Below are 25,428 nucleotides of genomic sequence, written 5' to 3' on the forward strand. Positions count from 1 at the left end.
GGTAGCCGGGCAATCAGCGGGGAGCGTTCCCCTCACACCTTCTCGACAAACCCGTCCAGCACGCGCTTTTCGCCGGCGCGGTCGAAGTCGATGGTGAGCTTGTTGCCCTCGATCGAGGCAATGTTGCCGTTGCCGAACTTGATGTGGAAGACGCGGTCGCCGACCGAGAAGCGCGAGGGTTCCTGGCTCGTCGACTTGGCGACCAGTTCTCCGTCGATGGTTTTTCCGCGCGGGCCGCTTTCGCCGTAGCCGATGCGTTCGACCGCGTGGCCGGAGCGGGTGCCCCAGTTGTCGCGGGTGGCATCCGACTTGTTTTGTTGGGCCCGTTTCCAGCCGGGGGTTTCGTAGGAATTGGCGAAGGGGTCGGCCTTGTCGAAGCGGGACTGGCCATAGCCGCCGCGCCCGTAGCCGCCATAGGACTGTTCGCTTTCGGCGACCTCGACATGGGTGACGGGCAGTTCGTCGAGGAAGCGCGACGGCATGGTCGACTGCCAGAGCCCATGGATGCGGCGGTTGGAGACGAACCATATGTGGCAGCGGCGCTTGGCCCGGGTGATGCCGACATAGGCGAGGCGTCGTTCCTCCTCCAGCCCCGAGCGGCCGCCTTCGTCCAGTGCGCGCTGGTGGGGGAAGAGGCCTTCCTCCCAGCCGGGCAGGAAGACGGTCTCGAATTCCAGTCCCTTGGCCGAATGCAGCGTCATGATCGACACGGCGTCCATGTCGGCATTCTGCTCGGCATCCATGACCAGGGAAACGTGCTCGAGGAAGCCGCGCATCGATTCGAAGGTTTCCATCGAGCGGATGAGTTCCTTCAGGTTTTCGAGGCGCCCGGGGGCCTCGGCCGACTTGTCGTTCTTCCACATGTCGGTGTAGCCGGACTCTTCGAGGATCTGTTCGGCGAGCTCGATATGCGGAGTCGTTTCAAGCAGTTCCGACCAACGTCTGAAGTATTGAATCACGTCGAACAGCGCCTTGCGGGCCTTCGGCTTGATCTCGTCGGTCTCGATCAGGTCGCTCGCGGCGGCAAGCATGGGGATGTCGCGGGCGCGGGCATAGTCGTGGAGCGCGCGGATGGTGGTGTCGCCCAGGCCCCGCTTCGGCGTGTTGACGATGCGCTCGAAGGCAAGGTCGTCGGCCGGCTGGCAGACGAGGCGGAAGTAGGCCATCGCATCGCGGATCTCGAGGCGCTCGTAGAAGCGCGGGCCACCGATGACGCGGTAGTTGAGGCCAAGTGTCACGAAGCGGTCTTCGAATTCGCGCATCTGGAAGGAGGCGCGCACCAGGATCGCCATGTCGTTCAGCGCATGCTTTTTGCCGTCGGCATCGCCGCGCTGCAGCCGCTCGATCTCCTCGCCGACGGCACGGGCTTCTTCTTCCGAGTCCCAGGCCGCATGGACCATGACCTTCTCGTCGTCCGGGCTGGTGCGTTCGGTGAAGAGCGTCTTGCCGAGGCGGCCCTCGTTGTGGGCGATCAGGTGGCCGGCGGCGCCGAGGATGTGTTCGGTCGAGCGGTAGTTGCGTTCGAGCTTGATGACCTTGGCGCCCGGAAAATCCTTTTCGAAACGCAGGATGTTGTCCACCTCGGCGCCGCGCCAGCCGTAGATCGACTGGTCGTCGTCGCCGACGCAGCAGACATTCTGCGGCACGCCCGGCGGCCGCTGGGCAAGCAGCCGCAGCCACATGTACTGCGCCGTGTTGGTGTCCTGGTACTCGTCGACCAGAATGTATTTGAACCTCTGGTGATAGTCCTTGAGGATGTCCGGATTGGCTCGGAACATGCGGATCGGGTGCAGCAGCAGGTCGCCGAAGTCGCAGGCGTTGAGCGATTTCAGGCGGTTCTGGTAGGCGGCGTAGAGTTCGCGGCCCTTGCCGTTGGCAAAGGCGCGGGCGTCGCCTTCCGGGATCTGCGAGGGATCGAGGCCCTTGTTCTTCCAGCCGTCGATCATCGCGGCGAACTGCTTGGCCGGCCAGCGCTTGTCGTCGATGCCCTCGGCCTGGATCAACTGCTTGATCAGGCGGATCACGTCGTCGGTGTCGAGAATGGTGAAATCGGAGCGCAGGCCCACCATTTCGGCGTGGCGGCGCAGGATCTTCACGCCGATCGAGTGGAAGGTGCCGAGCCAGGGCATGCCCTCGACCGCGCTGCCGACGAGCAGGCCGATGCGCTCCTTCATCTCACGGGCGGCCTTGTTGGTGAAGGTGACGGCGAGGATCTGGCTGGGGAAAGCCCGGCCGGTCGCGAGAATATGGGCGATGCGGGTGGTGAGAACGCGGGTCTTGCCGGTGCCGGCGCCGGCGAGCACCAGGACCGGGCCATCCAGCGTTTCGACGGCTTCGCGCTGCTCCGGGTTGAGGCCGGAGAGATAATCGGGCACGCGGGCCTGGTCGCGGGCGGCCACCGCGCGTGCGGCAATGCCGAGGCCGCCGGGCGCCGGGGTGGATGACGCGGCATTGCCCCTTGCGGTGCGCTCGGCCGGCTTGCGGGGGGCGGGCTCTTCGTCGTCGAAGAAGGGAATGTCGTCGAAACCGTTACTCATGCGGCTCAATGTAGTGATTCGAGCCCGAAAGGCGAGTCAAGATGTTCCCCTTTCATTCTGAGCAGGCGGCTATCCGCAGGAAGCTCGCGTGGCGCGGGACGGGACAGCGGAAGTGCGGCGGGTCGCCAAAGGGAGGAACGGCGGCGAAAAGCAGTGCGGGATGACATTTTCGTAATGTTGCTGTTTCCGCCTTGCCGTTTGTGCCCTGCGGCGAAATATTGCCCGCGACGACGACAGGCATTTTGTCCGAAGCCGTTTCAGGCCGCGTTTCCTCCCAGCCGCGACGCCTGCGGCCGGACCGGAGTTTTCCATGGCATTCTGGAAGCAGTTGACCCTCAGCGTGGCGGCCCTCGTCGCCGGTGTCTTTCTCTGGACCTGGCTGGTGCCGGGGGCCGACGGCGTGCTGCGCCGGATCGGCGTTCCGGAGGGCATCGTGGCGCTCGTTTCGCCGGCCAAGCCGGAAGGCGCCGCCACCGCCACGAACGGGCAGGGCGGAAGCCAGCCACAGGGGCAAGCGCAGGGGCAAAGCCAAGGGAAGGGCCAAGGGCAGGGGCAGGGCGGCAATCGTCGCGGTGCCGCCCAGGCGCTGGTGGTGGTGCAGCCGGTTGCGACAGGCACGGTCAACGACCGGCTTTCAGCGCTCGGCACCGGTGAGGCGATCCAGTCGGTGACAATCATGCCGCAGGTTTCCGGCACGCTGTCTGAAATCGCCATCCGCTCCGGCGACCGGATCACCAAGGGTCAGGTGATCGCCCGGCTGGAGAACGAGGAGCAGCGGATTGCCCGCGACCAGGCGCAGGTGGCGCTGAAGAGTGCCGAAGAGAAGAACCAGCTCTACGAGAACCTAAAATCGGCCGCCTCGCGGATCGACGCCTTCGATGCGGCGATCGTGCTCGAGGGCGCCAAGCTGGCGCTCTCCTCGACCGAACTCGAGCTGAAGCGGCGCGACATCGTCTCGCCGATCGACGGGGTTGCCGGCATCGTCACGGTCAATCCGGGCGACAACGTCACCACGGCAACGGCGATCGCGACCGTCGACGACCGCTCCGAACTGCTCGTCGATTTCTGGGTGCCCGAGCGCTTCGCGCCGATCATCGAGGTTGGCCAGCCGCTGACGGCGACCGCCGTCGCCCGGCCCGGAAAGCTCTATTCCGGCAGTGTCGAGGCGGTCGACAACCGTATCGACGAGGCGAGCCGAACGCTGCGCATCCGTGCGCGGATCGCCAACGAGAACGACGACCTGCGCGCCGGCATGGCGTTCAACGTGACGATGGCCTTCGAGGGCGAGCGCCATCCGGCGGTCGACCCGCTGTCCGTGCAGTGGGACAGCAAAGGCTCGTTCGTGTGGCGGGTTGCCGCCGGAAAGGCGGAAAAGGTTCCCGTCCGCATCATCCAGCGCAATCCGGATGCGGTGCTGGTCGAGGCCGATCTCGCCGAGGGCGACCGCGTGGTTACCGAAGGCGTGCAGCGTGTCAGGGCCGGGCGACCGGTCCAGGTGGTGGGCGACGAGGCGGGTGCCAAGCCCGCCGACGGCGAAAAACCGGTAGCGAGCCGATGAGCGGGATTTCAGGGCAAGAGGGCGCGGTGCCCGCCGACGAGAAGGACGTGGCGAAGGCCGCCCCCGACGGGCAGACCGGCTTCACGGCTCTCTTCATCCGTCGGCCGATCTTCGCGGCCGTGACCAATGCGCTGATGGTGGTCGCCGGACTTGCGGCGTTCTACGGCGTCGAAGTGCGCGAACTGCCGGACGTCGACCGGCCGGTGATCACGGTCCGCACCAGCTTCGACGGCGCCGCGCCGCAGACCATCGACCAGCAGCTGACGACCGTGATCGAGGGGGCCGTGGCGCGCGTCGCAGGCCTCAAATCGATATCCTCGACCTCTTCCTTCGGCAACAGCCGGGTGACGCTCGAATTCTCCGATGCGACGGACCTCAACGTCGCGGCGAGCGACGTGCGCGATGCGATCTCGCGTGTTTCCAACAGCCTCCCGGACGATGCCGACGAACCGCGCATCGTGAAAGCCGATTCCGACAGCGATCCGATCATGCGGCTCGCGGTCACCTCCGACAGGATGAACCTCGAAGACCTGACGCTTCTGGTCGACAACGAGATCTCCGACCGCCTCGCCTCCGTCGACGGGGTGGCGGACATCGAACTCTATGGCGACCAGGACAAGATCTTCCGGGTCGACGTCGACCAGTCGGCGCTGGCAAGCCGCGGTCTGACCGTCGCATCGCTCAACTCGGCGCTGTCCAACATCGCCTTCGACGTGCCGGCCGGTTCGATCACCAGCTCGACGCAGGACATCGTGGTTCGGGCGACCGCCGACCTCAAGACGCCGGAAGACTTTACCCGGCTGATCATCGGGCCGAACGTGCGGCTCGGCGACGTGGCGACAGTGACCTTCGGGCCGGACCTTTCCAGCACCGCACTCCGCTCGAACGGCAAGGCCGGCATCGGCCTCGGCATCATCCGGCAGGCGCAATCGAACACGCTGAGCATCTCGAACGGCGTCAAGGCGATGGTCGAGCGGCTGCAGGCCGAACTGCCGAAAGGAACCGAGATCCGCATCACCAGCGACGACGCCGTCTTCATCCGCGGTTCGATCGACGAGGTGGTGAATGCGCTGGCGCTCGCCGCGGTGATCGTCATCGGGATCATCTATCTGTTCCTGCGCGACTGGCGCGCCACCATCATTCCAGCGGTCACCATGCCGGTGTCGCTGATCGGCACGCTGGCGGCGGTCTACCTGGTCGGGTTCTCCATCAACATCCTGACGCTGCTCGCGATCGTTCTGGCGACCGGCCTCGTGGTCGACGATGCGATCGTGGTTCTCGAAAACATCGTGCGCCGGCGGGGCCAAGGGCTCGGGCCGCGGGCAGCGGCGGTGCTCGGCACGCGCGAGGTGTTCTTCGCCGTCATCGCCACGACGGCGACGCTTGCCGCGGTCTTCATCCCGCTTTCCTTCCTGCCCGGGCAGGTGGGCGGCCTGTTCCGCGAATTCGGCTTCGTACTCGCCTTCTCGGTGACGCTGTCGTCGATCGTTGCGCTGACCCTCTGCCCGATGCTCGCCTCGCGGATGCTGACCGCCCATGCGGTCGAACATCACACAGGCCCACTGGCGCGCTTCGGCGATGGCTTTGCCGCATTCTATCGCCGCTCGCTCAGCGCCTGCCTCAATGCACCGCTGGTGGTGGTGTCGATCGCCGTCGCGTTTTCGCTGATCGCGCTTGCCGCCTTCTCGCTGATCACCAACGAGCTGACGCCGCGCGAGGACCGTTCGTCGGTCATGGTGCGCGTGACGGCGCCGCAGGGGGTCAGCCTCGACTACATGCAGGACCAGATGCGCCGGATCGAGGAGGCCATGCAGCCGCTGCGCGACAGCGGCGAGGTGGCAAACCTGTTCTCGATATCCGGCTTCGGCAGCAACAAGAACAGCGGCTTCATGGTCCTGACGCTCGCCCCCTGGGGCGAACGGGAGCGCAGCCAGGACCAGATCGTGCAGGACGTCAGCCGCATCACGCAGGGCATTCCCGGCGTCAACGCGACGGCCATGCAGCCGAACAGCCTGCGCATCCGCGGCGGCGGCAGCGGCCTGCAGTTCGCGCTTGTCGGGGCAAGCCACGAGCAGCTGACGGAGGCGGCGATCAAGGTCGTGGCCGATCTGGAAGCCGACGGCAGCTTCGATAATCCGCGGCTGTCGAACGACATCAGCCAGGCGCAGCTCGGCGTTTCGATCGACCGCGAGCGGGCAGCCGATCTCGGGATCGACATCACCGGTCTCGCCCAGGCGCTCCAGTCGCTGCTCGACGGGCGCTCGATCGGCGACGTCTTTGTCGACGGCGAGGCCTATCCGGTCAAACTCACCTCGACCACGCGGCCGATCGACGACCCGACCGATCTTGAGAACATCTTCCTCAAGACCACCGATGGCAAGACCGTGCCAATGTCGGTGATCGCCCAGCTCGAGGAAAAGGCGGTCGCGCCGTCGCTCGGCCGAGAACAGCAGCTCGCCGCGGTGCAGATCACGGCCGGGCTCGGGCCGGGGCTTTCGCTCGGTTCGGCGCTGGAAAAGGCGAACGCGATCGCCGAGCCGCATCTGCCGGCCGGTGCCCGGCTGCTGCCGCTCGCCGAAGCGGCGACCCTCAACGAGAACAGCAGCGGCATGGGATCGACCTTCGGCTTTGCCATCGTGATCATCTTCCTCGTGCTGGCGGCCCAGTTCGAAAGCGTGCTGTCGTCGATCATCATCATGGCGACCGTGCCGCTCGGCCTTGCCTGCGCGGTCTTCGCGCTGTTGCTGACCGGCACGAGCCTCAACGTCTACAGCCAGATCGGGCTGGTCATGCTGGTCGGGATCATGGCGAAGAACGGCATCCTGATCGTCGAGTTCGCCAACCAGCTGCGCGACCGCGGGCAGGGCGTGCGGGAAGCCATCGAGAATGCCGCGAACCTGCGCCTGCGGCCGGTGATGATGACGATGATCGCCACCATCCTCGGCGGCGTGCCGCTGGTTCTGGCGCATGGGGCCGGTGCCGAGGCCCGCATCGCGCTCGGCTGGGTGATCGTCGGCGGCCTCGGCTTCGCGACCGTGGTGACGCTCTATGTGACGCCGCTCGCCTATCTGGGGCTCGCGCGCTTCGCCAAGCCGCATGCGGACGAAGAGGCGCGGCTCCAGAAGGAAATGGAGGTTGCGGCGGCCATCGAAGCGGGCGAATAATGGCTTGTTCCCGAAGGGGCAAGGCAGGGAGGCGGACGATGACCACGACCAGGCGCGACATCACCATCGAGATGCCGGACGGTTCCGCCGAGGCGAGCCTTTTCACGCCGCGGGCCGGGGCGAAGGATAGGCTTCCCGGCGTCATCCTCTACATGGATGCCTTCGGGCCGCGGCCGGCGCTCGAGGGGATCGCCGCGCGGCTCGCCGCGGAGGGCTACGCCGTGTTGCTGCCCGACCTGTTCTATCGTTTCGCCCCCTACGGCCCCTTCGATGCGCGCACCGCCTTCAAGGTCGATGCCTCCGCCAAGCAGTTGCGGGCGATGATGACCGGAACGAGCCAGGCGATGACCGCGAAGGATGGGGAGGCGTTCATCGCCACGCTGGACGAGATCGGCGTCAGGCGGTCGATCGGTGTCGTCGGCTACTGCATGGGCGGTGCCCGCGCGCTCAATGCGGCGGCGGTCTATGGCGACCGGATTGTCGCGGCGGCGAGCTTTCACGGCGGGAACCTTGCAAGCGACCAGCCGGACAGCCCGCATCTGAAGGCCGAGTCGATCAAGGCGAAGGTATATGTCGGCACGGCAGGGCAGGACGGATCCTTCCCGCCCGAGCAGTCGGCCCGCTTCGTCGAGGCCTTCCGCAAGGCGGAGGTCGACTTCGTGCTGGAGAATTATGTCGGCATGGCGCATGGCTGGTGTGTGCCGGATCACAGCGTCTACGACGATGCCGGTGCCGAGCGGCACTGGCGCCGGTTGACGAATTTCTTCGGCGAGACGCTGAAGACCGACTGAGGGGCGTCAGCCGCCTTCGGCCCCGGGACCGACCACCGTGAAGACGTTGCCGGCGGCTTCGGGTCGCAGGTAGTCATGCTTGAGGGCTGGCGTACCGAACTTCAGGATGTCGGCGAAGATCCGGTCGATTGCCTCACTGCGCTGGCCGGAGACGAAGAAGTAGTGGCGCCAGCTTTCCGGGTCGAGCAGGATGTAGTCGGCGTTCTGCGCCAGCGGTTCGGGCGAACCGTCGAGGTTCGTCAGCGTCCGGCCGAGCCGCGCGGTGTTGTACATGCGCGTGGTCACCTGAAGGGCGGGGTCGTCCGCATTGACGAAGACGAAGACCTCGTCGGCAAAGCCGAGCTTTTCCATCCAAAGGCGATGACCGGGCAGCGCCGTTTCCGGGACGGCGAAGAGGATGCGTGAAACCAGTCCCATGGGCAGATCCGGTGCTGCCTCGCCGACATAGCGGAAGACCTCACCGGCCATCGAATGGCCGACGATCATCACCGGCCTGTCCGCCAAGGTCTTTCCGGGCGCCTGCAGCCCGGCCACGTCTCGGAGCAACGTGATCAGACGCTCGCTTGCCGCCTTGGCGTTAAGCACCGGGAACTCGGTCATCGAGATCCATGACGGCCAATTGAACATGAGGACGTCGGCGCCCGCGCCCTTCGCCAGTTCGCCCATCGTATAGAGGCCGAATTCGCCGTCGGGATCGGGGCCGAAACCATGGACGAACAGCACCAGCGGGCGCGGCGCGCCATCGGCCGACGGCTCGAAGGTGGAAAGCGCGGTTTCCAGATCGTCCAGCGCGAAACGCTTGCCGTCGGCGGTCAGGAGGCCGAAGCTTTGCTCGGAGATGTTGCCGGCCGCCGCCGTCTGGGGCCTGAGGATCATCGTCGCCACGGAATCGTAGTTTCGCCAGACATAGCCGCTTGCAGCGCCGATGAGGGCGAGGACGATCGCGAGACTTTTGAGGAATGTTCTCATGACGCCATCTAGCCCAAGGCCGTTTCGTGCGGCAATGCCTCTCCACGGGCGCATTTGTGCATTACCATTACCAAGAATAGTCTCGCACTGGACAAGCGGGATGGACTTGGCCCATAGCTCGACACGGTTTTGGTTAGCATGCTGCCAAGGTGGCAGGGCGGGGAGACGTTTCGCATGGCCTTGAAGGATGTGGTTGCGGGCACCCGCAACGAAGAGGGGATCGCGGCCGTGGTCGGCATCCTCAAGCAGAGTTTCGGCGAACGTTTCCAGACCGGCCAGTCCTTCCGCGAGCAACACAGCCACACCACCTCCTATCTGCCTGCACAGCTGCCGGACGGCGTGGTCTTCGTCGAGACGGCGGAGGACGTGAAGGCGGTGGTCAAGGTCTGCGCGGCGCACAGGGTGCCGATGATCCCGTTCGGCACCGGCTCGTCGCTGGAGGGCCATGTCAACGCGCCGTCCGGCGGCATCTCGCTCGATTTCAGCCGGATGAACAAGGTGATCTCGGTCAATGCCGAGGACCTCGACTGCACGGTGGAGCCGGGCGTCACCCGCGAGGACCTCAACACCTATCTGCGCGACACCGGCCTGTTCTTCCCGATCGATCCGGGCGCCAATGCCTCGATCGGCGGCATGGCCTCGACGCGGGCGTCCGGCACCAATGCGGTGCGCTACGGGACGATGAAGGACAATGTGCTGGCGCTGACCGTGGTGACGGCGGACGGCGAGGAGATCCGCACGGCGCAGCGGGCGCGCAAGTCGTCGGCGGGCTACGATCTCACCCGACTGTTCGTCGGGGCGGAGGGCACGCTCGGCATCATCACCTCGGTGACGCTTCGGCTGCAGGGCATCCCGGCGAAGATCGGCGGCGGCGTCTGCGCCTTCCCGAGCCTCAAGGCGGCCTGCGACGCGGTCATCATGACCATCCAGCTCGGCATTCCGGTGGCGCGCATCGAACTGCTCGACGAGATGCAGATGAAGGCGGTCAACGCCTATTCGAAGCTCTCCTATGCGGAGAAGCCGACGCTGTTCGTCGAGTTCCACGGCACCGAGGAGACGGTGGCGCTGCAGGCCGAGCAGTTCAAGGAGATCGCCGACGAATTCGGGGCGGACGAGTTCCAATATACCGCCAATGCCGAGGAGCGGGCGCAGCTGTGGAAGGCGCGCCACAATGCCTATTGGGCCGGCCGGGCGCTGGCACCCGAGCTGAACGGCCTGTCGACCGACGTCTGCGTGCCGATCTCGCGGCTTGCAGAATGCGTGGCGGAAACACAGGCCGATATCCGCGACAGCGGCATCCTGGCGACGATCGTCGGCCACGCCGGCGACGGCAATTTCCATGTGCTCCTGCTGTTCAACGACAAGGAGCCGGCAGAGATCGCCCGAACCGAGGCCTTCATGGCGCGGCTCAATGCCCGGGCGCTGGCGATGGAAGGGACCTGCACCGGCGAGCACGGGGTGGGGCAGGGCAAGATGAGCTATCTCGAGCAGGAACTGGGATCTGCGCTGCCGGTGATGCGGTCGATCAAAAAAAGCCTCGATCCGGACAATATCTTTAACCCCGGCAAGATCTTCCGCCTGTGAACCGCTCAACCGGCGGCTTGCCCCCGCCGGGATTTGCATTACCTTTGCGGCGGAAGTGAACGGAGTCGCAGGACGTGCTCGGACGCATACTGGTTTTCCTCGGCGGGCTCATCGTCGTAGCGCTGTTCGGGGCGCTGCTGGCGCCGCTTTTCGTCGACTGGACCGACTTCCGAAAGGATTTCGAAAGTCAGGCGAGCCGTATCCTCGGCAAGAAGGTGACCGTGCAGGGCGCGGTCAATGCGCGGCTCCTGCCTTTCCCGTCCGTCACCCTGCATGACGTCACCGTCGGTACCGACAAGGACGGCCAGCCGCTGGTCAGGGTCGCCCGCTTCTCGATGGATGTCGAGCTTGCGCCTTTCCTCTCCGGCGAGGCGCGCATCTTCGACATGCGGCTGGAGGAGCCGAGGGCGCGGATCCGGCTGCTCAAGGACGGGACGCTCGACTGGCTGCGCGGCAGCAGTGCCGAGATCCCGGCGCGTACCGTCGTGCTGGAAAAGGTCAGCGTGATCGGCGGCGAGATCGAGTTCATCGACGAGCAGACCGGCCGGGAGCGCAAGATCACCGGCCTCGACGCCGACATGTCGGCGCGGTCTCTGGCCGGACCCTGGGCCGTCGACGGCCGCGCGGTGCTCAAAAGGGAGGACGGACGTTTCGGTCTCAACAGCCTGCAGCCGGAAGACGGGCGCAAGGGCATTCCGCTGAGGCTGCGGCTGCTGCCGGAAAAGCGCCCGTTCGAAGTGGAACTCGACGGAACGCTGGCCCTCAAGGACGGCCGGCCGAGTTATGACGGCCATTTCAGCGCACTGTGGAAGAGCCCCAAGCCGGCCAAGGGCGAGGCCATCAAGACGCCGCCGCCGCGCGCCAAGGGTGAGTTCCAGCTGACCAACGAGCGGATCGGGGTGAAGTCCTACCGGTTCGAACTCGGCGAGGTCGCCGACCCTTACGTGGTGACCGGCGAGGCCAAACTCGATACCGGCGCCAATCCGGAATTCCTGCTGACCGCGGAAGGCCAGCAGGTCGACGTCAACCGGCTCGCCAACAACACCCAGCAGGGCAAGACCGGGCGTAATGCGGCCGGGTCGGTACGCCAGCGGCTCGACCTGCTGATCGCGATGGCGGCCGAGATCCCGATCCCCAACGTGCCGGGGCTCGCGACGCTGAGGCTGCCCGCGGTGGTGGCCGGCGATACCGTGCTGCGCGACATCACGCTCGACGTCCGCCCCGATGGCGGCGCCTGGAAGGTCGACCGCGCCGTTGTCGTCCTGCCGGGCCGCACGCAGGTCGAGGCGAAGGGACGTCTGGTGCTGACCGAGGCGCCGTCCTTCAGCGGCGACCTGCTGATCGCCTCGACGCAGCCGTCGGGGCTCTCCACGTGGATTTCGGGCGGGGTCGATCCGGCGATCCGCCAGCTGAAGTCGATGGGCTTTTCCGCTTCCGTCAACCTGACCCGGCAGATCCAGCGGTTCGAGAAGCTGGAAATGGCGATCGGCCCGGCCCAGCTCAACGGCCGCCTCGAGCGCCAGCAGATCGATGAAAAGTCGGCGGCGCTGTCGATCGATCTTTCCGGCAACGAGATCGACCTCGACGCGGCACGTGCGATTGCCGGGCTGGTGGCCGGCGAGGATACCGCACAGGCGATGCTTGCCCAGCGCATCGCGACGCGGCTCAAGGTCGAGCGACTGACCGGCTACGGCATGGAGGCGCGCGGGGTCGAGACCATATTCACCTTCGACGAGGGCGGGTTCGTCGTCGATCGGTTGAACGTGGCGAACCTCGCGGGCACGGCGCTCAAGGCGAGCGGCACCGTCAAGGGAGCGCTGCCGGCGCTCTCCGGCAAGGCGCAGGTGGCGCTGTCGGCGACCGATCCAGGACCGTTCCTCGCCATGCTCGCAGAGCGTCTGCCGAAGCATCCGCTGATCGCGCGTTTCGTCAACAGCGCTTCCTGGTATGGCGACAGCAACCTCACCACCAGCCTTGTCTTCGGCGAGGCGGCGGGCGGCGGCATGGCAGCCAAGGTCGCCGGCACGGCGAACGGCAGCCGGGTCAGTCTCGACTACGGCATCAGCAATCTCGCCAAACGCGACGACGCCAAGATGACGCTTTCGGCGACACTGGAAAATCCGGATTCGCAGATCCTGCTCGGCCAGGCGGGCCTCGATCCGCTGCCGATCGGCAGCGGCGAGCCGGGGCGCATCCAGCTCAGCGTGAACGCGGCCGGTGCGGCGCCGGCGGATACCGTCGTCAACTTCGCGGCCGGCCAGACGTCCTTTTCGGCGCGCGGCAAGATCGACCTTGCGGCTGCGACCTTCCCCAAGGGCAGTGGCGCGATCAAGCTCGAAAGCGCGGATCTCGAGCCTTATCTGGTGATGACCGGGATCGTCCTGCCTCAGGGCGGCACGGGCCTTCCCGCCAAGCTTTCGGGGGACCTGACGGTCGGCGACGGCAAGGCGGATCTCTCGGGAATCGACGCGGAGGCCGCCGGAAACCACATGGCGGGTGCGCTCTCGCTGACCTGGACGGGTGCGGTGCCGAAGTTCGGCGGCCAGCTGTCGATGGATCATGCCGAGCTTGCCTGGCTCGCCGAAAACGTTCTTGGGCCTGTCAGCGATCCGGCGACGGGTTCATTGTCGGCTTCACCGTTGCCGAAACGCGGCAGCGACTTCGATCTCGACGTGGCGCTTACCGTGCGGAGCTTCTCGCCGGGTGCGCTCGGCTCGATTGCCGACTTCACGACGCGGCTGAACGGCGCGGGCGGGCAACTGACCTTCGAGGACATGGCTGGCAAGTGGCTGGGCGGGCAGATGAGCGGTCGCCTGATGCTTGCCAACACCGACGGGAGCGGCTTCTACCAGAGCCGTCTCGCCCTGCGTCAGGCGGACCTTGCGACGGCGGCCAAGCAACTCGGCGACACGGCGCGGCTGCCGGCGCTCTCAGGCGCCTTCGACGCGGATCTGGTCGCGGAGGCGAGCGGCTCGAGCGTTGCCGAGCTGCTCAAGGGCACGAACGGCTCGGGCACGATCAAGATCGGCGCGCTGGCGGTCAACCAGTTCGACACCGGACTCCTGCCGCGGCTGATCGCCAAGGCCGACGACGTCAAGGGCGAGATCACCGGCGCCCGCGTCGAGGAACTCGTCGAAACCCTGCTGGTCGAAGCGCCGAGCACGTTCACCAATGTGGAGCTGCCGTTCAACATCACCGACGGACTGCTCCGCGCAACCAATGCTTCGGCGGCCAATGACACCGCGAAGCTCGACGGTGCGCTGCGTGTCGATCTGGGCAAGCGCGCGACCGATGGCGAGATCCGCATCGGTTTCAAGGCGGGCGACGAGGCGCTGGCCGGGGCCGATCCGGCCATGCGTATCCTGCTGTCCGGGGATGTCGGCGCGCCCGAACGTCGGCTCGATGTCGGCGATCTCACCAATTTCCTTTCGCTCCGGGCCTTCGAACGGGAGCGCCGGCGCGTCGAGACGCTACAGTCCAACGTTCTGGAGAAGCAGCGGCTCAGGCGAGAGGCGGCGCTCTACCGGTTCAATGCGGAGCAGCGGGCCATTGCTGCGGCACAGGAGAGGGCGGCGCGCGCCGAAGAAGAACGGCTGAGGGCAGAAGCCTTGCGCCGCGCGGCGGAAGAGGAGGCCCGCCGGAAGGCCGAGGCAGAGGCGCGGGCGAGAGCCGCCGAGGATGCGGGGCAGCCGGCGCCGGAGACGCCCGAGGAACGGGCCACCACGACCGACAGCATCCCGCCGAGGCCGATGCTTCCCGTCTCGCCGTCCGAAGGCGTGACGCGCGGCGAGGCCCTGCCGCCGTTGACGTTCGAAGGCGTGCCGGGCGTCAACTGAGACGGGTCTGCCGAACGCGCATAAAAAAAGCGGCCGTTTCCGGCCGCCTCTGGCATCAAGAAGACGATCCGGCGGTCAGACGTAGGTGTAGCGCTCGCCGAAGGGTGTTTCCTCGTCGAACTTGCCGGTGCCGATGGTTTCGCTTTCGCCGGACAACAGGGCGGCCGCACCCTCTTCCGGCGTCTCGGACTTTCCGGATGCCTTTTCTGCGGCCTGGGCCTCGGTAAGAGCGGCCTGGGCCTTGGCGAGTTCGGCGCGAAGCGAGGTCAACGCCTCGGAGATTTCACTCTTCTCGTCGGCTGTTTCGGCGCTGGAGAGCGATTCTTCCTTGGTGGAGATCTGCTTTTCCAACTTGGCGACGGAAGACTTGAGAGCGGCAATGCTTGACCCGCTCGAAGACGTGTCGATCGAAGTCGTGGAAGAGGTTGATGAAACTGCGCTGACCATAACAGGATCCCTATTAAAAAGAGCTCTTCGTGCCAAGGCGCGCGTTTCGAAGGGCAGTTACGCGCTACATCGCCTCAAATAAAAAATGGACATCGAAACAATTATCGTCCGGCATCTGTAGCGTACTGCCTAATTCTTTAATAATTGATTGCGTTCGTCATGTTTTGGGTCAGCTTTTGGCGGCTGCCTTGAGGTGCGCCAGGACGTAGAGGCGAATGGCGGAAGAGAGGTTGGTGCGGGGATCGCGTGCTTCGTCGACTTCTGCGACGAGGGCGGCGAGCGGCATCGTGCGGGCCGCTGCGATGATGGTCAGTTCCTGCCAGAAGGGCTCCTCCAGCGAGAAGCTGGTGCGGTGGCCGTGCAGCGTGATCGAATGCTTGCGGATCATCGTGAAGCTCCGCCTTTAATAAGCGAACCGGGTTCCTGCCAAACTGATTCCGAAAACGCCTGCAGATCCTTGATCGGGAATCGCTTTTGCCCGTCCGGTCATTCACCCTCGGGCTTGTCGAGGCGTCCCTGGTCGAGCGATTTCGCGGCCTTCTCGTTGAGTGCGCGCGTCAATTCCTTTTCCGCCTTGGTGCGGCCGAAGGTGATGCGATTCTGATCGGCCTGCTTTTCCTTTTCCGAGCGGGCCTTCGACTTGCGGAACTGGCGGAGATTGACGACGTCTGCGCTCATGGCCCTTGTCCTCGATGCCTGTCTCCCCGATCCCCGGAGGCGCGCCGACGGCGGCGCGCGAAAAGTCCGGGATCAGTGCTTCTTGCGGAATGCGTCGAGCGAAACCACGGAGCCCGGCTTCTTTTCCTCGTCGCCGGCCTTGGCTTCCGTCTGTTCCTCGCCGCGCTCGACGGCCGAAACCGGATACGCGGTGATCTCTGCGCCTTCCTCGTCCTCGTCCGCCAGCGGAACGTCGAATTCCAGCTCGAAATTGACGGACGGATCGTAGAAGCCGCGGATGGCGTTGAACGGGATAACCAGCTTTTCCGGGGTGTCGGAGAAGGAAAGGCCGATCTCGAACTGGCTGTCGGTGACCTTGAGGTCCCAGAACTGGTGCTGGATGACGATGGTCATCTGCTCGGCATACTTGGCCTTGAGGTGCTGCGAGATGCGCACGCCCGGCGCGCCGGTCAGGAAGGTGATGAAGAAGTGGTGTTCACCCGGAAGACGACCGGTGGCAGCGACTTCGGTCAAAACCTTGCGGATGACACCGCGCAGCGCGTCCTGAGCCAGAATGTCGTAGCGAATATGGTCCTGCCCCATATGATCCTGTCTTTCTCTTGCTTCATGTCTTGCCGCGGCTATATGCCATGGCGACCGACACGGGGAAAGCCCCCCGGCCACGAGTCATGACCGGCATATTACATGATTTTCAGATAGGTGGGTAGGCAAAGGAGGGAAGGTGAAGGCTTCTGTTGCCAGGTGCCTTCGGACCCCGCCTCAAGGGGCTAACCTAGAGGACTTGGTTCGGATTTCCCGCACCGCCATTAGGCAGCGAGAGCATAACCCTTAGCGTTGTTGTCGTTTGCAACTACACTTGTGACCCGATAACGGCGGTATCATGCCGAGCAAAAGTACGATCTTTACGCCCTTGTCGATCCTATTTCGCCCCCATCAAAAGCCGGCCTTCCGAGGCCGACCGGTTTTTGGTGGAGGCGCCGGGTACCGCCCCCGGGTCCAATAGGTTTATTACACCGACCATTTATTGCCATAGCCGACCCGAAGACCGGCAAGAGACATATAGGTGTTTCGTCCGGCGATGAAAAGGGGTGTCATCGTTGCGTCATCGAAGAGATTTGGCAGCTCAGTTCTTTCCCGCGTTCGACCGCCGCATGACGAGGAGAGAGCCGTCGGGCAGCCGGCCCGCCATCAGGCCGCGGGCAGGGGTGAGGCTGATGACCGGTCGACCGGCGCGGTCGAACAGCACGAAGCCATTGCGGTCGGGCGCCCAGCTGCCCACGGTCGCCAGCGGGCCGTGGCACCTTGCCGCCCGTGCGGCGAAGAGGCCGGCGCGGGAGGCGCTTTCGAGTTCCACGCGGCAGGCGGTCTCCAGGCCGTCTCCGGCCAGGCGCCAAACCCCGAGGAGATGGGCCGGGGCGGGCGATTGCGCGCGGGCTTCGGGAAGCGCCGTCATCAGCAGCGTCATCACGAACGCCGACATCATCCATCTGCATGCCATTTCGACTGTCTTCCGCGTTCGGGCCAGACGCTGGACGGTCCGGCATCCATTTTCTTCACCGGTCCCTTGCGAAAAGGCAATTGGCGACGGCGTTTTCTCGCCCGCAGCCGGCGCTGCGTGATCCCTGCCGCTTGACGGCCCCGGCGGCCTCTCACATTCTGCTCATCAAGCGGGCGCGCATGAGACGCCCGTAACCGAGCGAAAGGACAGGCCATGACGGACTATCTCGCAGATGTGAAGCTTTACGATGCCGGCGCCGACGAGGCGGTGGTCAACAAGATCGTGCGTCACCTGGGCATCGCCCTTCGCAACCGGGATTCCTCCCTGGTTTCGGCCTCCGATCCGGCGGAACTCGACCGCGTCAAGGAAAAATGGTGCGGCAAGAAACTCGGCGTGACCGGCGAGGCGGCCGACAAGGCCGTCGATGCGGTCTGCGCCGCGATGAAGGCCGACAAGAGCAAGTCGCGGGTGACCTTCTACTATCTGGTGGCCAAGGAGCTCGGCAAGCTCGGCGACCTCTGACGCCACCTTGGAAAACCGCCCGGGCGGCTTGGTTCTGTCGTCCCGGGGCGCTACATTGCCGCCGAACAGGAATCGGCGGCACCCTCATGAAGCAATATCTCGACCTCTTGCGTCACGTGATGGAGACAGGCTCGGACCGGGGCGATCGCACCGGGACGGGAACGCGATCGATCTTCGGCTACCAGATGCGCTTCGACCTTTCGCAAGGGTTTCCGGTCACCACGACCAAGAAGTTGCATCTCAGGTCGATCATCCATGAGCTCCTGTGGTTCCTGAAGGGCGAGACCAACATCGCCTATCTCAAGCAGAACGGCGTGACCATCTGGGACGAATGGGCCGACGAGAACGGCGATCTCGGGCCGGTCTACGGTGCGCAGTGGCGGTCCTGGCCGGACGGCAAGGGCGGGCATATCGACCAGATCGCCAAGCTCATCGAAAGCATCACCAAGAACCCGAATTCGCGGCGCCACATCGTATCCGCGTGGAACCCGGCGGAAGTCGACGAGATGGCGTTGCCGCCCTGTCACTGCCTGTTTCAGTTTTACGTGGCGGATGGCCGGCTGTCGTGCCAGCTCTACCAGCGCTCGGCCGACATCTTTCTCGGCGTGCCGTTCAACATCGCCTCCTACGCACTGCTGACGCTGATGGTGGCGCAGGTGACGGGGCTGAAGCCCGGCGACTTCATCCACACGCTGGGCGACGCGCATCTCTATGCCAACCACTTCGAACAGGCCGAGCTGCAGCTGTCGCGCAGCCCGAAGACGCTTCCGGTGATGCGGCTCAATCCCGAGGTCAAGGACCTGTTCGCCTTCACCTTCGAGGACTTCCATCTCGAAGGTTACGAGGCGGATGCGAACATCAAGGCGCCGATCGCGGTCTGAGGCCAAGGGGCAGGGGGAAGAGCAGGCATGGCCGATCCGAAAATCGTCATCGTCGTCGCCATGGCGGCGAATCGGGTCATCGGCCGGGACGGCGACATGCCGTGGAAGCTCTCCACCGATCTGAAGCGGTTCAAGGCGCTGACGCTCGGCAAGCCGCTCGTCATGGGGCGCAAGACCTTCGAGTCGGTCGGCGGCAAGCCGTTGCCGGGGCGGCCGCATGTGATCATCAGCCGCGGTGCAAAGATCGAGGCCGAGGGTGTCGAGGTGGTCGACAGCCTCGAGGCGGGTCTCGAGCGGGCCAGAGCGATCGCCAGAGAGCTCGATGTCGGCGAAGTCTGCGTCGCCGGGGGTGGCGAGATCTACCGGCAGGCGATGGCCTTCGCCGACACGCTCTACGTCACGCATGTCGAGGCCGAGCCCGAGGGCGACACGGTCTTTCCGGAGATCGACCCGGCGGTGTTCGAAAAGGTCGAGGAAACGGCGGTCCCCGCCGGCGAGAGGGACAATTATCCGACCCGCTACGCGATCTATCGCCGCCGCGCCGCGACATAACGTATTATTTCCCAGAACTCTCGAAGAAGTTAAGTGCTTTCCGTTGAAAGCCCTTCTGCCGATACCTATAACGGATCAGACGTCCGGGCAGGGCCCTTGCCGGCATTGCAAACGGATCGGGAGAGACAACAGTCAAAGAGGTATGAATGCCCTGGAGCAATCAGAACGGCGGCGGCCCATGGGGCGGCGGCGGCGGTGGAAATAATCAGGGCCCCTGGGGGCAGGGGCCGAACCGGCCGCGCGGCGGCGGTGGCGGCAACACGCCCCCCGATCTCGAGGACCTGATCCGTCGCGGACAGGACCGGCTGAAGAACATCGTTCCCGGCGGCTTCAACGGCGGCGTGGTCGCACTGCTCGCCATCGTGCTCATCGGCTTCTGGGCCATCCAGGCCGTCTACACCGTCCAGCCGGACGAACGCGGCGTCGAGCTGCGCTTCGGCAAGCCGAAGGACGAGGTTTCGCTGCCGGGCCTGCATTTCCACCTGTGGCCGCTCGAAACCGTCGAGATCGTCAAGGTGACGGAACAGCAGCAGAATGTCGGCGCCAAGGCATCGTCGTCGTCGAGCGCCGGCCTGATGCTTTCGGGCGACCAGAACATCGTCAACGTGCAGTTTTCGGTGCTCTTCACGGTCAGCGATCCGAAGGCCTTCCTGTTCAACATCGAGGCGCCGCAGCTCACCCTGCAGCAGGTCGCCGAAAGTGCCATGCGCGAAGTGGTCGGCCGCCGTCCCGCCCAGGACATCTTCCGTGACGCCCGCCAGCAGATCGCGGCGGACGTGAAGGGCATCATCCAGGGCACCATGGACGCCTATGGCGCGGGCATCTCGATCAACGCGGTCGCCATCGAGGATGCGGCACCGCCACGCGAAGTGGCCGACGCCTTCGACGAAGTGCAGCGCGCCGAGCAGGACGAGGACCGCTTCGTCGAGGAAGCCAACAAATATGCCAACCAGCAGCTCGGCCAGGCTCGAGGCCAGGCAGCGCAGATCCGCGAAGAGGCAGCCGCCTACAAGGATCGCGTCGTCAAGGAGGCCGAAGGTGAGGCTCAGCGCTTCGTCGATATCTACGACCAGTACAGCAAGGCGCCGGACGTGACCCGCAAGCGCCTCTATCTCGAAACCATGGAGCAGGTCCTGAAGAATTCCAACAAGGTCATCATCGACGAGAAGCAGGGCGTCGTGCCCTATCTCCCGCTGAATGAGATCGGCCGCATGGGCCAGACCCAGCAGGGAGGCAACTGACCATGTCGAACCGTCTCGCTGCTCTCCTGATCGGCTTTGCCGCGCTGCTGCTGCTGATCTATTCCTCGGTCTTCGTCGTCAACGAGCGCCAGCAGGCAATCGTCGTGCGCTTCGGCCAGATCCAGGCGGTCCACACCGAACCCGGCCTCTACTTCAAGCTGCCGTTCGCCTTTGCCGATGCCGACCGCGTCCAGTATGTCGAGGACCAGGCGCTTCGCTTCGACCTCGACAACATCCGCGTCCAGGTCTCGGGCGGCAAGTTCTACGAGGTCGACGCCTTCGTGGTCTACCGCATCACCGACGCCCGCAAGTTCCGCGAGACCGTTTCGGGTGACCGGGATTCCGCGGAAGCGCGCCTCACCACCCGTCTCGACGCGTCCTTGCGTCGCGTCTACGGTCTGCGTGGCTTCGAGGCCGCCCTTTCCGACGCACGCGCCTCCATGATGCAGGAGGTCCGCGACGATCTGCGCACTGACGCGGAATCGCTCGGCATCACCATCTCGGACGTCCGTATCCGCCGCACCGACCTGACGCAGGAAGTCTCCCAGCAGACCTTCGACCGCATGAAGGCCGAGCGTCTGGCGGAGGCCGAACTGATCCGCGCACGCGGTAACGAAGAAGGCCAGCGCCGCCGGGCGATCGCCGACCGCCAGGTCGTCGAACTGCAGGCGGAAGCGCAGCGCGATTCGGAAATCCTGCGCGGTCAGGGCGATGCCGAACGCAACCGCATCTTCGGCGAGGCCTTTGCCCGGGACGAAGCGTTCTTCGAGTTCTACCGCTCCATGCGGGCCTATACCGGCGCGCTGAGCGACAAGGGGACCACCATGGTTCTCTCGCCGGACTCGGAGTTCTTCCGCTTCTTCAAGAACGCCGAAGGCGTACCGCCGATCACCGCGCCGGCCGCTCCGGCAACCGGGAACTGACGCGCGACATGGCGGATCTGCTCGCAGGTTTTGCCTTCTTCCTGATCATCGAGGGGCTGGTCTATGCACTGGCCCCTCGTTTTCTTGTCCAGATGGCGCGGCTTCTGCCCGGCATTCCGCCGGAACAGCTGCGTCTTCTGGGGCTCGTCGCGGTTACCTTCGGCGTCGGGCTGTTCTGGCTGGTGCGCGGCTGATTTCCGGCTTGCTGCTCCTGCGAAATTGATTTCCGCTTTCATCATTCCGCCTTATGCTTCGGCGAAAAAGCATGCCTGTTCGCGAGAGGAAGACCGCATGACCCCGACCACCGCCCAGTCCCGCAGGCTCCTTCCAGCGCTTCTGATCGGCACGGCCCTGGCATTCGGAACATTGGCCCGGCCGGTGCCCGCTCTCGCGCAGGGACCCGAGTCGGTCGCCGATCTCGCGCAGGGCCTGCTCGGCGCCGTGGTCAACATTTCCACCTCGCAGAGCGTCAAGGAAGAAGGCGAAGGGCCGGTACCGAAGGTGCCGGAGGGATCGCCCTTCCAGGAGCTGTTCGAGGACTTCTTCAAGAACCGCGGCGACGACGGCGGCAACAACAAGGTCAACTCGCTGGGCTCGGGCTTCGTCATCGACCCGAAGGGTTTCATCGTCACCAACAACCACGTGATCGAGAATGCCGACGACATCGAGGCGATCTTTCCGGACGGTTCGAAGCTGAAGGCGAAGCTGATCGGCACTGATCCCAAGACCGACCTTTCGGTGCTCAAGGTCGAGCCGCCGGCGCCGCTCACGGCGGTGAAATTCGGCGATTCCCGCAAGATGCGCATCGGCGACTGGGTCATGGCGATCGGCAACCCGTTCGGGCTCGGCGGCTCCGTCACCGTCGGCATCATCTCGGCGAGCGGCCGCAACATCAATGCCGGCCCGTACGACAATTTCATCCAGACCGATGCGGCGATCAACAAGGGCAATTCCGGCGGTCCGCTGTTCAACATGAAGGGCGAGGTGATCGGCATCAACACGGCCATCATCTCGCCGAGCGGCGGCTCGATCGGCATCGGCTTCTCCGTGCCGACGGAACTTGCCGAAAACGTCATCAAGCAGCTGATCGAGTTCGGCGAGACGCGCCGCGGCTGGCTCGGCGTGCGCATCCAGCCGGTGACCGACGAGGTGGCCGGCGGGCTCAAGATCGGCAAGGCGCGCGGGGCGCTGGTGAGCGGCATCGTCAAGGGCGGTCCTGTGGAGAACGGGCCGATCAAGGTCGGCGACGTCATCGTCACCTTCGACGGCAAGGACGTCCACGAGACACGCGATCTGATGCGCGTAGTCGCCGAGAGCGCGGTCGGCTCGGAGGTCGAGGTCAAGATCCTGCGCGACGGCAAGGAAGAGACGGTCAAGGTCAAGCTCGGACGGCTCGAGGACGACAAAGCGGCCGAGGTCGCGGCAAGCGAGGGCAGCGACGTGCTGCCGCCCGAGGACGGCGAGGAAGCGGTTCCCGAGGAGGACGGTGGCGAGCAGCAGTCGCCCGTCGATCCCCAGGAAGGGGTCCGGGCCGTCGAAGCGGTTGGTCTGGGCATCGGTGTGCTCGATGATGCCGCCCGCAAGACCTATTCGATCGCCGAGAGCGTCGAGGGCGTGGTGATCACCTCGGTAAAGCCGGAGTCGGCGGCGGCGGAGAAGGGCCTGAAGCCCGGTCAGGTGATCGTCGAGGTAGCGCAGGAGTTCATGGAAGCGCCGGAAGATGTCGGTGAGACCATCGCGTCGCTGAAAAGCCAGGGGCGCCGCAGCGCGCATGTGATGATCGCCGATGCCGAGGGCAATCTGCGCCACGTGGCGATCCCCCTCGAATAGCGGTCTCGGCTCTCAGGCGGTGATGCGGTCTTCTTCGTCCCAGGCCTGATCGGCAGCCATCAGCCGTTCCAGATCGGCGGGGGCCATGGGCTTGCCGACGAGGAAACCCTGGATCTCACCGCAGCCGAGGCGGCGCAGCAGTTCGTACTGGCCACGGGTTTCCACCCCTTCTGCCGCCAGGGAGACGCCGAGATCCCGGCCGAGCCGGATGACCGCATCAACGATTGCCCTGCTGTCGGCATTGGTCTCGATGTCCGAGATGAAGGACTGGTCGATCTTGATCTTGTCGAAACGGTAGCGTCGCAGGTAGCTCAGCGACGAGTAGCCGGTACCGAAATCATCGAGTGCGATGCGCACGCCAAGCGCCTTGATGGCGGCGAGGGTGGATTCAACTGCGATGTCCGAGTTGAGCAGCAGGGATTCGGTGACTTCGAGTTCGAGCCGGTGCGGCGGCAATCCGCATTCGCGCAAGGTTGATTCGATCATCGTGAATAGGCCCGGCGTGCCGAACTGGCGTGGCGACAGGTTGACGGCGAGCCGTACGGTGTCGGGCCAGGTTGTGGTGGTCTCGCAGCCCTTGCGGATGACCCAGGCGCCGATCCTGCCGATCAGACCGATATCCTCGGCAATCGGGATGAACTCGGCCGGGCTGACGGACCCCAGAGAGGGATGGTTCCAGCGGAGCAAGGCCTCGGCGCAGACGATCTCGCCGGAGCGGCTGTCCACCAGAGGCTGGAAGTGAAGCGAAAGGGCGTCGGCGGCAACGGCGGCGCGCAGTGCCTGCTCAAGCTCGTTGCGACGGCGCGCGGCCGCATCCAGAGAGGTATCGAAGAACCGGTAACGGTTGCGCCCGTCGCCCTTCGCCCGGTAAAGCGCAAGGTCGGCATGACGAATGAGCGTGTCGGCGTTCCGGCCGTCGATCGGGGCGCAGGCGATGCCGATGCTGACGCCGATGCGTGCGGTTCCCGAGGCGAGAACGAAGGGTTGGGAGAGTGCGTTGACGACGCGGTCGGCGAGTTCGGCTGCCGCGCGAGGATCATCCCTGACGGCCCGGATGATGGCGAATTCGTCGCCGCCGAGGCGGGCGATCGTGTCGCCTTCACCGCAGAGTGCCTTCAAGGTCGTGGCCACCTCGCGCAGCAATTCGTCGCCGGCGCCGTGACCATGGGTGTCGTTGACCTGCTTGAAGCGATCGAGATCGAGCAGGAGGACGGCAAAGCCCTCGTTGAAACGCTCCAGACGGGAAAGGGCGCGGCCGAGATCCTCGTTGAGCAGGACCCGGTTGCCGACGTCCGTCAGGCTGTCGTGACGAGCCATGTATTCGATGCGACCGCGCGCCTCGCGCGCCTGGGTCACGTCGCGGCCGACGCCGCGGAAGCCGGCGAACGCACCATTGCCGTCGAAGACCGGCTTGGCGCTCAGCGACCATACGCCGAGCTCGCCATCGCGCACCACGCAGATCTCGAAATCGCGGAAAGGTGCGTGATCATGCAATATCCGGCGCAGTTCGTCGGATCCGTGGACATCTGTGAGGAAGCGGCGGCCGTTGTCCATGAACGGCATGACTTCCCAGAGGGGACGGCCATAGACCTTGTCTTCGCCCGTTGAGACCTCTTCGAAGAACCGTGGCGACGCGCGCCGGAGCAGGAGGTCGCTGTCGAGACCCCATAGCCAGTCCGCGGCATTTTCCTCGAAGTCGTTGAGCAGCAGCCCGATCACGTCGCGCTGTTCGTCGGCGGCGAGCTGGGCGCGGACACGGATCGTCAGGCTGTCGCAGAGCGCGAAGGACGAGCGGATGATGATGGCGGCATAGACGACGTAAAGGGCGAAGAGGTTGAGGCCGATCACCTCGCCCACCTCGGCAATGGCGAAGGCCGAGCCGATGCCCATGATCGCGCTGAAGGCAATCGCGGCGGGTGGAATGGTGGCGAGTGCGAAGCCGCCGCCGCCGGTCATGCCGACGGTGATCGCAATGATCACGAGCCGCTGGTGTTCGGTCGCATAATAGTAAAAGAGCGCGGACAGGCAGGCCCACAATCCGCTGGTGACGACGGCAAAGATGACGGCGCGGCGGGTGCCGCGCAGGGAGGCCGTTTCGCGTTCCGGGCGATTCCTGTTCTGCCACCAGCGGAGGCCGGTCAGCAGAGCGATTGCCGTCACCATGGCTGCCCAGACGAGAACCCAGAAATGCATCGGATTGTCGACGAGGGCGACGATGGCAACCGCCGCATTGGCGAGGTTTGCGGCCATCATCCAGGGGGTGTTGCGTAGAACGGCTGCGAGCCGCACGGCGCGAATTCGTCCCGCCTCGAACTCCGTCTGTCCCGCCTCGCCGAGGCGCAGGAAGGCGCCGCCAGCAGAACGAAGCATGTCAAAGGGCCGGGACAGACTGGGTTTCATGCGTATTAGAATAATCG

At 65.2% G+C, this 25,428-nt stretch carries 20 protein-coding genes and 1 other RNA gene; 12 read left to right on the plus strand and 9 right to left on the minus strand.

Annotated elements, in window-relative coordinates; all coding sequences use genetic code 11:
* Positions 1 to 32: 32 nt before the first annotated feature.
* A complete protein-coding gene (locus ACX93L_RS04330; RefSeq protein WP_459404138.1) occupies positions 33 to 2,537 on the minus strand; it encodes an ATP-dependent helicase in 2,505 nt (834 codons plus the stop codon).
* Between the two features lie 310 nt (positions 2,538 to 2,847).
* Here ACX93L_RS04330 and ACX93L_RS04335 point away from each other — a divergent pair, with 310 nt between their 5' ends.
* From ACX93L_RS04335 to ACX93L_RS04345, 3 genes are read left to right on the plus strand one after another with little or no spacing between them, the layout of a single operon-like run.
* A complete protein-coding gene (locus tag ACX93L_RS04335; protein ID WP_459403692.1) occupies positions 2,848 to 4,095 on the plus strand; it encodes an efflux RND transporter periplasmic adaptor subunit in 1,248 nt (415 codons plus the stop codon).
* A 47-nt stretch (positions 4,096 to 4,142) separates the two neighbouring features.
* Complete coding sequence (locus tag ACX93L_RS04340; protein WP_459404139.1) at positions 4,143 to 7,259, plus strand: efflux RND transporter permease subunit; 3,117 nt, start codon at positions 4,143 to 4,145, stop codon at positions 7,257 to 7,259.
* Between the two features lie 38 nt (positions 7,260 to 7,297).
* Positions 7,298 to 8,050, plus strand: coding sequence for a dienelactone hydrolase family protein (locus tag ACX93L_RS04345; protein ID WP_459403693.1), 753 nt, complete (start codon positions 7,298 to 7,300; stop codon positions 8,048 to 8,050).
* A gap of 6 nt (positions 8,051 to 8,056) precedes the next feature.
* Here the strand turns inward: ACX93L_RS04345 and ACX93L_RS04350 are convergent, their stop codons facing one another.
* The gene (locus tag ACX93L_RS04350) at positions 8,057 to 9,019 is read right to left on the minus strand and encodes an alpha/beta fold hydrolase (RefSeq protein WP_459403694.1); all 963 of its coding nucleotides are present in this window, start codon (positions 9,017 to 9,019) and stop codon (positions 8,057 to 8,059) included.
* Between the two features lie 174 nt (positions 9,020 to 9,193).
* Between ACX93L_RS04350 and ACX93L_RS04355 the strand changes: the two genes are divergently transcribed.
* On the plus strand, positions 9,194 to 10,603 hold the full coding sequence (locus ACX93L_RS04355) for an FAD-binding oxidoreductase (RefSeq protein ID WP_459403695.1): 1,410 nt from the start codon (positions 9,194 to 9,196) through the stop codon (positions 10,601 to 10,603).
* 74 nt (positions 10,604 to 10,677) lie between these two features.
* Entirely contained in the window at positions 10,678 to 14,439 is a 3,762-nt protein-coding gene (locus tag ACX93L_RS04360) for an AsmA family protein (protein WP_459403696.1), read from the plus strand.
* Between the two features lie 75 nt (positions 14,440 to 14,514).
* Here the strand turns inward: ACX93L_RS04360 and ACX93L_RS04365 are convergent, their stop codons facing one another.
* The 6 genes from ACX93L_RS04365 to ACX93L_RS04390 form a co-directional block, all read right to left on the minus strand.
* The gene (locus tag ACX93L_RS04365) at positions 14,515 to 14,886 is read right to left on the minus strand and encodes a FlxA-like family protein (RefSeq protein WP_459403697.1); all 372 of its coding nucleotides are present in this window, start codon (positions 14,884 to 14,886) and stop codon (positions 14,515 to 14,517) included.
* Positions 14,887 to 15,055: 169 nt separating this feature from the next.
* Positions 15,056 to 15,274 (minus strand): ribbon-helix-helix domain-containing protein, encoded by a 219-nt coding sequence (locus tag ACX93L_RS04370; RefSeq protein WP_459403698.1) that lies wholly within the window; start codon positions 15,272 to 15,274, stop codon positions 15,056 to 15,058.
* A 98-nt stretch (positions 15,275 to 15,372) separates the two neighbouring features.
* The gene (locus ACX93L_RS04375) at positions 15,373 to 15,564 is read right to left on the minus strand and encodes a DUF4169 family protein (RefSeq protein ID WP_459403699.1); all 192 of its coding nucleotides are present in this window, start codon (positions 15,562 to 15,564) and stop codon (positions 15,373 to 15,375) included.
* A gap of 72 nt (positions 15,565 to 15,636) precedes the next feature.
* The gene (locus ACX93L_RS04380; protein WP_459403700.1) at positions 15,637 to 16,146 is read right to left on the minus strand and encodes an SspB family protein; all 510 of its coding nucleotides are present in this window, start codon (positions 16,144 to 16,146) and stop codon (positions 15,637 to 15,639) included.
* A gap of 138 nt (positions 16,147 to 16,284) precedes the next feature.
* Positions 16,285 to 16,653: a transfer-messenger RNA gene (ssrA, locus tag ACX93L_RS04385) on the minus strand.
* A gap of 34 nt (positions 16,654 to 16,687) precedes the next feature.
* Positions 16,688 to 17,062: an AprI/Inh family metalloprotease inhibitor gene (locus ACX93L_RS04390; RefSeq protein WP_459403701.1), complete on the minus strand. Its 375-nt coding sequence runs from the start codon at positions 17,060 to 17,062 to the stop codon at positions 16,688 to 16,690.
* A gap of 213 nt (positions 17,063 to 17,275) precedes the next feature.
* Between ACX93L_RS04390 and ACX93L_RS04395 the strand changes: the two genes are divergently transcribed.
* The 7 genes from ACX93L_RS04395 (at position 17,276) to ACX93L_RS04425 (ending at position 23,011) form a co-directional block, all read left to right on the plus strand.
* The gene (locus tag ACX93L_RS04395) at positions 17,276 to 17,584 is read left to right on the plus strand and encodes a DUF2853 family protein (protein WP_169587355.1); all 309 of its coding nucleotides are present in this window, start codon (positions 17,276 to 17,278) and stop codon (positions 17,582 to 17,584) included.
* 86 nt (positions 17,585 to 17,670) lie between these two features.
* Entirely contained in the window at positions 17,671 to 18,465 is a 795-nt protein-coding gene (locus tag ACX93L_RS04400) for a thymidylate synthase (RefSeq protein ID WP_459403702.1), read from the plus strand.
* Between the two features lie 27 nt (positions 18,466 to 18,492).
* The gene (locus tag ACX93L_RS04405; protein ID WP_459403703.1) at positions 18,493 to 19,017 is read left to right on the plus strand and encodes a dihydrofolate reductase; all 525 of its coding nucleotides are present in this window, start codon (positions 18,493 to 18,495) and stop codon (positions 19,015 to 19,017) included.
* A gap of 146 nt (positions 19,018 to 19,163) precedes the next feature.
* Complete coding sequence (gene hflK / locus ACX93L_RS04410) at positions 19,164 to 20,258, plus strand: FtsH protease activity modulator HflK (protein ID WP_459403704.1); 1,095 nt, start codon at positions 19,164 to 19,166, stop codon at positions 20,256 to 20,258.
* Positions 20,259 to 20,260: 2 nt separating this feature from the next.
* The gene (gene hflC / locus ACX93L_RS04415; protein WP_459403705.1) at positions 20,261 to 21,181 is read left to right on the plus strand and encodes a protease modulator HflC; all 921 of its coding nucleotides are present in this window, start codon (positions 20,261 to 20,263) and stop codon (positions 21,179 to 21,181) included.
* A gap of 8 nt (positions 21,182 to 21,189) precedes the next feature.
* Complete coding sequence (locus ACX93L_RS04420; protein WP_459403706.1) at positions 21,190 to 21,375, plus strand: DUF2065 domain-containing protein; 186 nt, start codon at positions 21,190 to 21,192, stop codon at positions 21,373 to 21,375.
* Positions 21,376 to 21,472: 97 nt separating this feature from the next.
* On the plus strand, positions 21,473 to 23,011 hold the full coding sequence (locus ACX93L_RS04425; protein ID WP_459403707.1) for a Do family serine endopeptidase: 1,539 nt from the start codon (positions 21,473 to 21,475) through the stop codon (positions 23,009 to 23,011).
* Positions 23,012 to 23,023: 12 nt separating this feature from the next.
* Here the strand turns inward: ACX93L_RS04425 and ACX93L_RS04430 are convergent, their stop codons facing one another.
* Complete coding sequence (locus ACX93L_RS04430) at positions 23,024 to 25,381, minus strand: putative bifunctional diguanylate cyclase/phosphodiesterase (RefSeq protein WP_459403708.1); 2,358 nt, start codon at positions 25,379 to 25,381, stop codon at positions 23,024 to 23,026.
* Positions 25,382 to 25,428: the final 47 nt, after the last annotated feature.

This window comes from Rhizobium sp. CAU 1783, from assembly GCF_054551725.1.